Genomic DNA, 11,670 nt, shown 5'->3' on the forward strand with positions numbered 1-11,670 from the left:
GTCAGCCCTCATGCCATGTCCCCATGGCTGGCGATCAGTACCGCTGCGGCATACAGGTCGGGCGCCATGCGGGTCGGGATGCGGCGCGGTCCCAACCGCCATTCGGTCTCGTTGCCGTTATCGATCAGCATGGTGCGGCAGCCGGCGCGGTTGCCGGCTTCGACGTCGTGCAGGATGTCGCCAACCATCCAGGACGAGCGCAGGTCGATGCCATGGTCGCGCGCCGCCTGCAGCAGCATGCCGGGCATGGGCTTGCGGCAGTGGCAGTCGCAGGCATAGGCGCCGACGCTGCCGTCCGGATGGTGCGGGCAATAATAAAAGCCGTCCAGCGTGAGGTGTTCGCGGAACAGCAGGTCCTGCAGGCGGTCGTGGACGGTCTCCATGGCGCCTTCGCCGAAGCGGCCAAAGGCGATCCCGGCCTGGTTGCTGACCACGAACAGCCGGTAGTCGAGCCGCGACAGCAGGCGCAGGGCCGGGCCGGCGCCGTTGCACAGGGTGATGCGTTGCGGCTCGACGTTGTACGGCAGGTCGTCGACCAGGGTGCCGTCCTTGTCCAGGAAGACCGCTTTCATGGCCAGGACGTCTCCCGCACCGGCAGCACGGTCAGCTCCGCCACCACGCTCGCGCGCGGCAGCAGCAGCGCCCCGAGGATGGCCTGCGCCACGTCCGCGGGGTCCTGCAGCACGTTCGGGTCGAGCTCGGGAAAGCGGTCCAGCAGGAAAGGCGTGCGCATGCCGCCGGCCACCACGGCGGTGACGCGGATGCCGTGCGGGCGCAGCTCGGCGTGCAGGGCGTGCGACAGGCCGAGCAGGCCCCACTTGCTGGCGTGGTAGGCGCTGGCGTTGGGCCAGGCGCGCTTGGCGGCGGTGGAAGCGATGTTGACGATGTCGCCCGAGCCCTGGCGGCGCATGTGCAGGGCCGCGTACTTCGACAGCAGGAAGGGACCGTTCAGGTTGGTGCCGATCACGCGCAGCCAGTCCTCCTCGCTCAGTTCGTCGATCGGCAGGGTGACGTCGGTGCCGGCGTTGTTGACCAGGATGTCGAGGCTGCCCATGCGGTCGAGGGTGCGCTCGATGGCATCAAAGGCCTGGGCCGGGTCGCTGACGTCGAGTCCGGCGGCATCCGCGCGCACGCCGTGGGCGCGCAGGCGCGGCAGCAGGTCGTGCAGGGCGGCGGGACGGATGTCGGCCGCGATGATGTCGGCGCCGGCGGCGGCCAGCGCATCGGCCAGGGCAGCGCCGAGGCCGCTGGCGGCGCCGGTGATGAAGGCGGTCTTGCCGCGCAGGGCGCCTGAGGAAGTGGGGAAGGACTGTTCGGTCATGGTGACTCCTGGGCTTGGTTCAGAGTGGTGGCGCGCGCCTGCGCGTCGGCCAGCACGGCGGCGTAGACCGCCGCGACCTGCTGGGCGACGCTGCGCCAGGTGTAATGGCGGTAGGCCCGCCGCAGGCCGGCCTCGCCCATGCTGCGGGCGAGCAGGGGATTGCGCTGCAGCGTGGCGAGGCGTTCGGCCACCGCCTGCGGATCGCGCGAGGGCACCAGGAAACCGGTGGTGCCGTCGACGACCGTGCTCTTGATGCCGCCGACTTCGGCGCCGACCACCGGCCGCGCGCAGGCCATCGCCTCCACCGGGGTGATGCCGAAGGGTTCATACCAGGGCGTGGTCACGAACACGTCGGCGGCGCTGTACCAGGTGCGCAGCTCGGCGCGCGGCTTCTGGCCGACGAAGTGCACGTGCCCGAGGACGCCGAGCCGCGCCGCCAGCGCCCGCAGGCGCGCCATCTCGGAGCCATCGCGTCCACCCGCATGCATGTCGCCGCCGACCACCAGCAGCTGGGCGTCGATGCCGTGCTGGCTGTGCAGAAGGGCGAGTGCCTGGATGACCGTGTCCACGCCCTTGCGCGGCACCATCCGGCCCAGCTGCAGCACGGTGAAGCGGCCGGGCGCCAGGCCCAGCTGCCTGCGCGCCTCCTGCTGGTCCTGCGGCCACAGTTCGGCCGGATCGAAGCCGCAGGGCGCGACCGCGATGCGCGCGGGGCTGGCGCCGTACAGCTGCTCCATGTCCAGCCGGTCCTGGGCGCATTCGGCGATGATGCGGTCGGCCTGCTGCATGAGGAGGGTCTCGATGCGCATGCGCGCCGGCGGGAAGGCGTCGTCCGGGCCCTGGGCCAGGCGGCGCACCTGGCCGAGCGCATGGAAGGTGATCACGAAGGGGATGCCGAGCATCTGCCTGAGGTGCTGGGCCACCATGCCGGACATGAAGAAGTTGGCATGCACGACGTCGTACAGGGCCGGCTGGTGGCGCGCAAAACGGGTCGTGAAGCGCGCAAAGGCCTGCACGTGGGGCAGCAGCTGTTCCTTGGGCACGTGGTGGGCCGGGCCGGCCGGCACGTTGATCACGCGGATGTTGTCGCGCCAGCGCACCAGCTGCTTCTGACCGATGGCGTCGCGCCGCGTGAACACGTCCACCAGGTGGCCGTCCATCGCCAGTTCGCGCGCCAGGTGGGCCACGTAGACGTTCTGGCCGCCGCAGTCGATGCTGCCCGGGGAGGCCAGCGGCGAGGCGTGGTCGCTGATGAGGGCGATGCGCTTCATGCGTGGAGCGTCGTCGAGTTTCATGGGGCGTCCTGGCTGGTGACGTGGCGCAGCGCGGCGTCCCAGTCGGCGCTGAAACGGGCGATGGAAAAGCGCTCGAGCGCGGTGCGGCGCGCGCCTTCACCGAGGCGGCGCGCCAGTTCGGGCTCGGCCAGCAGCGCGCGCATGCAGGGCGCCAGCTCGCGCGCATCGGTGACGGCATAGCCCGACCTGCCGTGCTCGATGACGGTGGCCATTTCGGTGGTGGCGAGAGCCACGACCGGCACCCCGGCCATCATGCCTTCCAGCGTGGACAGGCTCAGGCTGGAGTAGCGGACCGGGCTGAACAGGAAGCGGTAGCGCGCGGCGAAGGCCGGTAGCGCGGGGTGGTCGATCTCGCCCAGGCCGCCCAGCTCCGCGGCGCCCATGCCGAGCAGGTCGAGCGGCAGTTCGGCGCGCAGTGCGGCGAACAGATCGGCTCCCATGCGCCGGCCGCGCCGCGCCAGGTGGTTGGTGACCGTCAGGCCGCGCTCGAGCTCGCCGCTATAGCGGACCCCGGGCGGGATTGCGACGCCGTGCTCGATGACGCGGGTGGGCGTGCGCCCGCTGTCCCACATCAGCGCATTGAAGGGCGTGACGTGGACCAGCAGCACGCCCGGATCGTCGACCAGGTGGCGGGTATCGGTGGGCCAGGCCTGGCGTGGCATGGCGCCGCCGGTGACGGCGATGCCGGGCGGATCATGCTCGAGGTAGATGCGGGGCAGGGCGCGCTGGGCCAGGGTGAGGAATTCGTACTGGTCCTTTTCCCAATGGTGGTCTTCCTGGAACAGGATGCAGTCGAATTCGCGTTCGTGCGCCTGCCCGGCCGGCAGGTCGTGGACGTTGGGGCCGAAGGGGAAGGGACCGCAGCGCCCGCCGTAGCCGGGCGGCCGGCCGGGCTTGGCCAGCACGTGGAAGTCGTGCGGAACATGGGACAGGTAATACAGGTAGCTGCCGTGCGTGTGCCAGGTCAGGATGTTCAGGCGGCGCATGGCCTCCCCCCGTATGAATGATGTGACGGGTTCGACCGGGGCGGGAATGGCAGGGTTCCCTTGCAGCGGGAATGCCTGAATCTGCGTCAAGTAGAAAAAGAAAAACGCGCCGGTGGGCGGCGCGTTCGTTCAGGGGCTCAGGTTTTCAAGGCTTGCGCTTGAAGCCGGTGTCGTCGTCCATGTTCTGGTCGCCGGACAGCTTGTTGGCGTAGCCGGGGCTGCGCGGGTAGCCGCCGGCGGCGTCGTTCGACTCGTGCGCAGGCGGTCCGCCCTCGGCGGCGCCGGCGCCGGTCTGCGAGCCGGCGCGGTCGGTGCTGCCGGCCGCGTTGCGGGCGCCGCTGTTGCCCGGCGAGCGCGGCAGGCCGCCGGCCGCGTCGTTCGATTCGTGCACGCCGCCGATGCTGGCGGCCTGGTTCGCCATCGATCCCGAGCCGGACACGCCGAGCTGGGTGTTGCCCCGCTGGGCTTCCTGGCCGTTACCCTGCGATCCGCTCAGCGGGCCGCGCATGCCGCCGCCATTGCGGGTCGAGTTGTCGGACACGTACAGGCTGCTCCCCTGCTGCCGGTTGCCGGTCGCGGATCCGGCGTTCAGGCTGGTCGGCGCGCTCTGCGGACCGTGCATGCCGCCGCCGCTGGTGCCGCCCTGGCTGGCGGATTGCATGCTGCCGGTGCCATGGTTCGGGCCCAGCGAGCCGCCCTGCAGATCGGGCTGGTTCGGGTTCTGCGAACCCATCTGGCCGCGCACCACGTCGCGGTGCATGTCGTGTCCCTCGGTCACGTTCACGCCGGAATCATGAGAACGGTGACCGATGGGCTGTTCGAGCAGGCCGTAGGCGCCGGACTTCTGTTCCATCTGGCGCTGGTGGCTGTCGGTGATGCCTTGCACGGCGCCGGAGCCGCCGCTCATCTGGGTCTGCATGGAGCCGCCCGGCGTCTGCGACTGGTTGCCGCCGTCCTCGCGGCCCCCCATACCGCCGGGCTGTGCGCCCGGGCCGGCGCCGGACTGCTGCGTGCCCATGGTGTCGATGCCCTGGTTGCCCTGCTGCTGGGCGCCCAGGCCTTGCGGATAGGTGTGGTCGAGCGGTCCGTCGTCCGCGGTCTTGCCCTTGGAACCGGGCGTCCATTTTTCGTTGGCGACGTTATTCGTCTGGTTGTTGACTTCGCTGCGTTGGTTCGCATCCATGGTCGTCTCCTTTCAACTGGAACGATGCATTCTTATAAAGATAATGCGCGCCGGAGGCCAAGTTCAGTATAGGAAGAGACAGCGGGTGATTGTAGGACTAATACTGACGACTGCCTTTCTTGACAATTTACTACCGGAAGTAACTTTCGGCTGTGCATTTTCTGTCTCACATTGTCCTACAAAGTCATCTGAAAACGTCCTATAGCCTCATCCATCTCGCATGCCTAAGATGATTCCGACCGGCGCTCATCGGTGTCTGCCGAGAGCGTCGGAATCGGCCTGCCGCAGGACGCGGCGGTTTTTAGAGCAAAGAGGAGAGAGCACCATGGCTTCAAACAACCAGGGCAACAAACAGAGTGGCGGTACGAAAAACCGCGGTTTTGCGTCGATGGATCCTGAACGTCAGCGCGAAATCGCCAGCCAGGGCGGCAAGGCCGCTCACCAGAAGGGCACGGCGCATGAGTTCACTTCGGAAGAGGCTCGCCGCGCAGGCAGCATGAGCCATGGCAACCGCCAGTCGGCATCGGGCGGATCGTCGCGCGGCGGCTCGCGCGGCAACAAACAGTAAGCAGCTTTGGCAGGGCGGTGGCGGCGCCGTCCCTTCCGGGCACAAAATCGGGGAGCCAGGCTCCCCGTTTTGTTTTTCTTTCACACAATTCGCGTATGGGATAAGGTAGAATCGCTGCGCCTTTTTGTCCATTCTCATAGGAGTTGTCGTGAAAACTGCGGTCATTCGTCAAGTCAAGAGCATGAGCATGTCGTGCGACCGGGTCGGTAATCTCTTGCTCGCCAAGTTTTCGGCACAGGGTGCGAATGACGCCTGTTTCGTCATCCCGGCCTCGATCGTGTTCTTCCTCATCAAGAACCTCCCGGTCAACCAGGATCCGACCCTGCAGCCGCCGCCGGCCGGTCCGCAAATCACCCAGTGGGACTGGGATGCGAACGTTCCGCGCGCATTGACGGTCAATTGCAAGGTCCAGCCGGGCAAGATCAGCATGACCTTCAACCTCGACATCAAGCCCGACCTGACCCTGGTCCTCGACCGCAGCAACGTCGAACTGATGCGCCAGATCCTGATCGCCTACAGCCAGGACCTGATCGACCTCGACCAATAAAGGAGCGGCCATGCCCATCAAGATCAGCCAGTATTTCGACTCCGGCGCCATCGACGTGGTCAGCGCCGAGAGCCCGTCGAAGATCGACCTGAACCTGCGTAAGGATTCGCACGCCGACATCCACCAGTGGTTCCACTTCCGCCTGCAGGGCGCGCGCGGCCAGGCCTGCACGATCCGCTTCCTGAACGCCGGCCAGGCCACTTATCCGAAGGGTTTCGAGGGCTACCAGGCGGTCGCCAGCTACGACACCGAGAACTGGTTCCGCGTGCCGACCAGTTTCGACGGCCAGGTGATGAGCATCAACCACACGCCTGAGCTCGACAGCATCTATTACGCCTATTTCGAGCCCTACACCTGGGAGCGCCACCTGCGCCTGCTGGGCGAAGTGGCCGAGAACCCGATCGCGCGCGTGCACGACATCGGCACCACGGTCGACGGCCGCGACATGAATCTGGTGGTGGTCGGCAATCCGCAGGCCGAGAAGAAGATCTGGGTCATCGCCCGCCAGCACCCGGGCGAGACGATGGCCGAGTGGTTCGTCGAGGGCATGATGGATGCGCTGCTCGACAACTCGAACCCGGTCTCGCGCAAGCTGCTGCAGCGCGCCGTGTTCTACATCGTGCCGAACATGAACCCGGACGGCTCGGTGCGCGGCAATCTGCGCACCAACGCGGCCGGCGCCAACCTGAACCGCGAGTGGATGACGCCGTCGGAAGAGCGCAGCCCGGAAGTCCTGTGCGTAAAGCGCAAGATCGAGGAAACCGGCGTCGACATGTTCTTCGACATCCACGGCGACGAAGCGCTGCCCTACAACTTCGTGGCCGGCAGCGAGATGCTGCAGGACTTCACGCCGCAGCGCCTGGCCGCGCAGAACGCCTTCGTCGAGCGCTACATGGCGTCCAGCCCGGACTTCCAGAACGTCTACGGCTATGCCGCCTCGAAGTACAACGAAGAACTGCTGACCCTGGCTTCGAAGTACATCGGCCACACCTACAAGTGCCTGTCGCTGACCCTGGAGATGCCCTTCAAGGACAACGCCAACCTGCCGGACAGCTATGTCGGCTGGAACGGCGCGCGCAGCGCGGCGCTGGGTGCGGCGATGCTGCAGCCCATCCTGCTGTCGCTGGACGACTGAAGCGACTGAATAGGAGCGGGGGAGAATCATGGGCATCGAAATCGAGCGCAAGTTCCTCCTCAAGGGCGACGGCTGGCGCGGGCTGGGCCAGCCGACCCTGATGCGCCAGGGCTACCTGGTAGCTGACCCGGTGCGCACCGTGCGCGTGCGCATCGAGGGCGAGCGCGCCCTCATCACCATCAAGAGCAAGAGCACGGGGGCATCCCGCGGCGAATGGGAATACGAGATTCCCGTGCCGGACGCCGCCGAGCTGTTGGAGGGCCTGTGCGAGCAGCCGCTGGTCGAGAAAACGCGCCACCGCATAGCGCATGCCGGGCACACCTGGGAAGTCGATGAATTCGAGGGCGAGAATGCCGGCCTGGTCGTCGCCGAGATCGAGCTGGGCTCCGAAGACGAGGCCTTCGAGAAGCCCGACTGGATAGGCCAGGAAGTGACGGGCGAGAAGCGTTACTACAATTCCAGCCTGATCCGGCTGCCATACTCCAGGTGGAACGACAAAACATGATGCGTGTTACGCGCCGTACCGTCCTCTCGCTGACGTTCTCTCTTCCCCTGGCTTTCCTGGCCGCTCCCGTCTTCTCCGCTCCCGCCGCTTACTTCCCGCCCGCCGGTTCCTGGGCCCATAAATCGCCGGCATCGCTGGGCATGGACCCGGCGAAACTGCTTGAGGCCATCGCCTACGCCAGTGCCCACGAGACCGAGCGCGCAAAAGACTTTTCGGACCAGCAGCAGACCTTCGGCCAGCCGCTCGGTTCCTTGCCGACCCGGCGCGCCGCCACCAATGGCGTGGTAATTTATAAAGGCTATGTGGTGGCCGAGTTCGGCGACACGAACTTCGTCGACCCGACCTATTCGGTGGCGAAGAGCATGCTGTCTACCGTGACCGGCATCGCCGTGCGCGACGGTAAAATCGCCGACCTGAACCAGCCGGTCGGCCAGACCGTGCAGGACGGCGGCTATGCCTCGCCGCACAACGCCGCCATCACCTGGAAGCATCACCTGCAGCAGGAATCCGAGTGGGAAGGCAGCATGTGGGGCAAGAACGCGGACTTCGTCGGCCACGAAGCTTTCGGCGCCGGCGAGCGCAAGCCACGTACCCTCGAGGCGCCGGGCCAGCACTACGAATACAACGACGCCCGCATCAACCGCTTTGCGCTGTCGCTGCTGCGCGTGTTCGGCAAGCCGGTGCCGGACGTGTTCCAGCAGGAAGTCATGGATCCGATCGGCGCCTCGAACACCTGGAAATGGGTGCCCTACACGAACAGCTATGTCGAACTCAAGGGCAAGCTGGTGCCCTCGGTGAGCGGCGGCACGCGCTGGGGCGGCGGCATGTGGATCAATTCCTGGGACATGGCGCGCTTCGGCTACCTGTGGCTGCGCGGCGGCGCCTGGAATGGCAAGCAGATCCTGCCGCAGGACTATGTGAAAGCCGCGTTGATGCCGAGCGAGCACGGTCCCGACTATGGTTACCTGTGGTGGCTCAACACCAAAGGCAAGAACTTGCCGGGCCTGCCGGCCAGCGCGTTTGCGGCGCTGGGCGCGGGCAGCAATGACATCGTGGTGTCACCGGAACACGACCTGGTTGTCGTGTGGCGCTGGCATGCGGGGAACACGGCCGAGTTCGCGAAGCGGGTGATTGCCGCCATCAAGCAAAAGTAAGGTAGATTGGCGGGCGTGATCCTCGATGAGGTGCCCGCCATGGAAGACCAATTCCCTACCTTCGGACCCGATGCCCTCGGCGCCGATCCCGAATCGCGCGCGGTCGTCGACCTCGCCACGCGCGGCCACCAGATCTTTCCCACCTTGAGCAGCGACGAGCTGCAGCGTGTGCGCCGCTTCGGCCAGCTGCGGCGCTGGGCAGATGGCGCCTGCGTGTTCCACGCCTGCGGCGCCTCGCCCGGCATGCTGGTGGTGCTGCAGGGCCATCTCGTGTGCAGCCGCGGCAATGCGCTCGGCGAGCGGGTCGAGGTGGTCGACTACGGGCCGGGCCAGTTCAGCGGCGAAGTCGCCCAGCTGTCGGGCCGCCCGCCCATGGTCGACGGCATCGCCGTGGGCGAACTGGAGGCGCTGCAGCTGGACGCGCCGGCGATCCGCGCGCTGATGATGGCCGAGGCCGAGCTGGGCGAGCGCGTGATGCGGGCCTACATCCTGCGCCGCGTGCTGCTGATCGGCGACCATCCCGGCGGCCCGATCCTGATCGGTCCGCCCGCGCACGCCGGCCTGTTCGAGCTCGAAAACTTCCTGTCCCGCAACGCCTATCCCTACACGCGGCGCGATCCGGCGCGCGACCCGGAAGCGGCGCAACTGGTGCGCGAGCACTGGCAGAGCGAGTCGGACTGGCCGCTGGTGGCGCTGCCCGACGGCTTCGTGATGCGCAATCCGACCCTGGTCGAACTGGGGCGCTGCCTGGGCACCTTGCCGCGCATCGACCGCGACAAGGTCTACGACGTGCTGGTGGTGGGCGCCGGCCCCTCCGGCCTGGCGACCGCCGTGTACGCGGCCTCCGAGGGCTTATCGGTGATGGTGCTGGACCAGCGCGCCTACGGCGGCCAGGCCGGCGCCAGCGCGCGCATCGAGAACTTCCTCGGCTTCCCGACCGGGATCTCGGGCCGCGCGCTGGCCGGGCGCTCCTATGTGCAGGCGCTCAAGTTCGGCGCCGAGGTCGCGATCCCGGCCCAGGCCACGCGCCTGCTGTGCCATGAGCGCCCGCTGAAGGTGGAACTCGACGACGGCACCTGCCTGCGCGCGAACACGGTGGTGCTGGCGGCCGGCGCGCGCTACCACCGCCCGGAACTGCCCGACCTCGAACGCTACGAAGGGCGCGGCGTGTACTACTGGGCCTCGCCGGTGGAGGCGGGCCTGTGCCGCGGGCAGGAAGTGGTGCTGGTCGGCGGCGGCAACTCGGCCGGGCAGGCGGCCGTGTTCCTGTCCGCGCATGCGAAGACCGTGCACCTGATGGTGCGCCGAAGCGGGCTGGAAGAGACCATGTCGAGCTATCTGATCGAGCGCATCGCCGCAGCGCCGAACATCCAGCTGCACACGCGGCTCGACCTGGCGGCGCTGGACGGCGACGAGGGCGGCTTGAGCACGGTCCACTGCCGCGGCATCGCCGACGGCCGCGAGGTGGCCTTCGAGACCCGGCACATGTTCCTGTTCGTCGGCGCCGATCCGAACAGCGACTGGCTGCGCGAGTGCCAGGTGGGACTGGACGACGATAGTGAGGCCGCGGGGACCCAAGTTCTGCGTGCGCTATCGAAACGCGTGCAACTTGGGTCCCCGCCTGCGCGGGGACGACGTACTTAAGGCGCGGGGACTCCGTTACCAGCTTTAGTGGAAGTGCTCGTTCCCCGCCGGCGTATCTTCCGGCATCTCGGCATGTACCAGTTCGCCGGTCGGGTCGGCGAACAGCGGCGCGCCGCAGTCGTCGCAGTACTCGGCCACATAACGCTCGGCGATGCGCTTGACGTGGGCGATGCCCATCTCGTTCAGGTGCTTGACGATCTCGTCGATCGGCGCCAGCGGGCGGTCGCTGTGGGCCGGGCCTTCCATCGGCGTGCCTTCCTCGTCTTCCTGGCCGTACAGCGGCCAGACGATGCCGTACACGACGTCCGGCGACTGGCGCAGGGTGAAGCCGACGCGGTATTCGTCGACCTGGCTGTCGTTGACTTCGTCCCCGAAGCCGGCGATCACGGCGCGCAGGTCGCCCGGTTCGACGCCCAGCGTGTAGGTCAGGTAATGCACGGCGGCGCGCACCGAGACCGGACGAATCAGCTTGTCCGCCTCGCGGCAGGCCACGTAATAGGCTTCCGGCAGCAGCAGCTCGGTGCCGCAGCCGGGCAGCAGGCGTGCGACGTTCGGGCCGGCCTGGGCGCGCCATTGCTCGAGCGCGGCGTCACGCACGGCTTCGAAGTTGACGTGGTGCTGCGGCTCCTGCCAGCGGAACAGCGGGGCGCCCACCGGGGCGATCACGGCCACCAGCAGGTAGCGGGTATCGGCCAGGAATTGCGAAGCGTCCGGGCCGGGCGCGGCCGGCTTCAGGCTCGCGCCTTTCTTGTGCGCGGCCTGGGCCAGTTTGTGGGTCAGGCCATAGGTTTCGGCATGGGTGCGCGGCAGCTGGTCGAGCGAGTACAGGGTCGGCGCCATCGCCATGCGGGCGCCCTCGGCCAGCAGGTGGGCCGAGAAGTGGGCCGACAGGGTGGTGACGATGTCGTTGGGGATGGTGCCGGAGGCGATCGAGAAGCGGGTCCAGGCCAGCACGGGCGCGGCCACCAGCAGGGCCTGCCAGGTGACTTCGGCGCCGTCCGCCTGTTCCGTCATGGTCGAGGATTCGCTGACGGCTTCTACGCCGTCCATCAGCACGTCGTAGACGGCCAGGTCGCCCTTGAACAGGACGTTCAGGGCGGCGTCGATGCTGTCCTGGTGGTTGGTCTTGAGCAGCTTCTGCAGCTGCGAGTCGAGATTGCGCTCCCAGGTCCGTTCTTCAACGCGGCTGGCGGCCTGCACGATGGCTTGGCTGATGCTGACTAGACGCTGGCTTTCTGCCGATAGTTTGGGTGAGTCTTTGGAGGAGCGACGCATAGTAGGTGTTTGAATGTGGAACGATGACTCAGAGGGCCATGATAAACCCTTATCCAC

At 67.4% G+C, this 11,670-nt stretch carries 12 protein-coding genes; 6 read left to right on the forward strand and 6 right to left on the reverse strand.

Features of this window, described 5'->3' with window-relative positions; translation table 11 throughout:
* Positions 1 to 8: 8 nt before the first annotated feature.
* The 5 genes from LQV39_RS12845 to LQV39_RS12865 form a co-directional block, all read right to left on the reverse strand.
* Positions 9 to 572: an HAD-IIIA family hydrolase gene (locus LQV39_RS12845; RefSeq protein WP_230026071.1), complete on the reverse strand. Its 564-nt coding sequence runs from the start codon at positions 570 to 572 to the stop codon at positions 9 to 11.
* Entirely contained in the window at positions 569 to 1,321 is a 753-nt protein-coding gene (locus LQV39_RS12850) for an SDR family oxidoreductase (protein ID WP_230026073.1), read from the reverse strand. The genes LQV39_RS12845 and LQV39_RS12850 overlap by 4 nt, the downstream gene beginning before the upstream one ends.
* Positions 1,318 to 2,616, reverse strand: a complete 1,299-nt coding sequence (locus LQV39_RS12855) for a glycosyltransferase (RefSeq protein WP_230026074.1) — start codon at positions 2,614 to 2,616, stop codon at positions 1,318 to 1,320. Before LQV39_RS12855 ends, LQV39_RS12850 begins: the two co-directional genes overlap by 4 nt.
* The gene (locus LQV39_RS12860; RefSeq protein WP_230026076.1) at positions 2,613 to 3,602 is read right to left on the reverse strand and encodes a glycosyltransferase family 4 protein; all 990 of its coding nucleotides are present in this window, start codon (positions 3,600 to 3,602) and stop codon (positions 2,613 to 2,615) included. Before LQV39_RS12860 ends, LQV39_RS12855 begins: the two co-directional genes overlap by 4 nt.
* Positions 3,603 to 3,747: 145 nt before the next feature.
* Positions 3,748 to 4,785, reverse strand: a complete 1,038-nt coding sequence (locus LQV39_RS12865) for a hypothetical protein (RefSeq protein ID WP_230026078.1) — start codon at positions 4,783 to 4,785, stop codon at positions 3,748 to 3,750.
* A 325-nt stretch (positions 4,786 to 5,110) separates the two neighbouring features.
* On the opposite strand from LQV39_RS12865, the gene LQV39_RS12870 reads away from it, so the two are divergent.
* The 6 genes from LQV39_RS12870 (at position 5,111) to LQV39_RS12895 (ending at position 10,338) form a co-directional block, all read left to right on the forward strand.
* Positions 5,111 to 5,353: a KGG domain-containing protein gene (locus LQV39_RS12870; RefSeq protein ID WP_230026080.1), complete on the forward strand. Its 243-nt coding sequence runs from the start codon at positions 5,111 to 5,113 to the stop codon at positions 5,351 to 5,353.
* A 148-nt stretch (positions 5,354 to 5,501) separates the two neighbouring features.
* On the forward strand, positions 5,502 to 5,900 hold the full coding sequence (locus LQV39_RS12875) for a hypothetical protein (protein ID WP_230026082.1): 399 nt from the start codon (positions 5,502 to 5,504) through the stop codon (positions 5,898 to 5,900).
* A gap of 10 nt (positions 5,901 to 5,910) precedes the next feature.
* On the forward strand, positions 5,911 to 7,035 hold the full coding sequence (locus LQV39_RS12880) for a M14-type cytosolic carboxypeptidase (RefSeq protein WP_230026084.1): 1,125 nt from the start codon (positions 5,911 to 5,913) through the stop codon (positions 7,033 to 7,035).
* 28 nt (positions 7,036 to 7,063) lie between these two features.
* On the forward strand, positions 7,064 to 7,540 hold the full coding sequence (locus tag LQV39_RS12885; RefSeq protein WP_230026086.1) for a CYTH domain-containing protein: 477 nt from the start codon (positions 7,064 to 7,066) through the stop codon (positions 7,538 to 7,540).
* Positions 7,537 to 8,694 carry a serine hydrolase gene (locus LQV39_RS12890; RefSeq protein ID WP_230026088.1) on the forward strand — a complete coding sequence of 386 codons (1,158 nt, stop codon included), beginning with the start codon at positions 7,537 to 7,539 and terminating at the stop codon, positions 8,692 to 8,694. The genes LQV39_RS12885 and LQV39_RS12890 overlap by 4 nt, the downstream gene beginning before the upstream one ends.
* Positions 8,695 to 8,733: 39 nt before the next feature.
* Positions 8,734 to 10,338 (forward strand): FAD-dependent oxidoreductase, encoded by a 1,605-nt coding sequence (locus LQV39_RS12895; protein WP_230026090.1) that lies wholly within the window; start codon positions 8,734 to 8,736, stop codon positions 10,336 to 10,338.
* A gap of 24 nt (positions 10,339 to 10,362) precedes the next feature.
* On the opposite strand, the gene LQV39_RS12900 is transcribed toward LQV39_RS12895, so the two are convergent.
* A complete protein-coding gene (locus LQV39_RS12900) occupies positions 10,363 to 11,613 on the reverse strand; it encodes a DUF2863 family protein (RefSeq protein WP_230026092.1) in 1,251 nt (416 codons plus the stop codon).
* Positions 11,614 to 11,670: the final 57 nt, after the last annotated feature.

The organism is Massilia sp. Bi118 (assembly GCF_918697865.1).
In the GTDB taxonomy this organism is placed as follows: domain Bacteria; phylum Pseudomonadota; class Gammaproteobacteria; order Burkholderiales; family Burkholderiaceae_D; genus Telluria.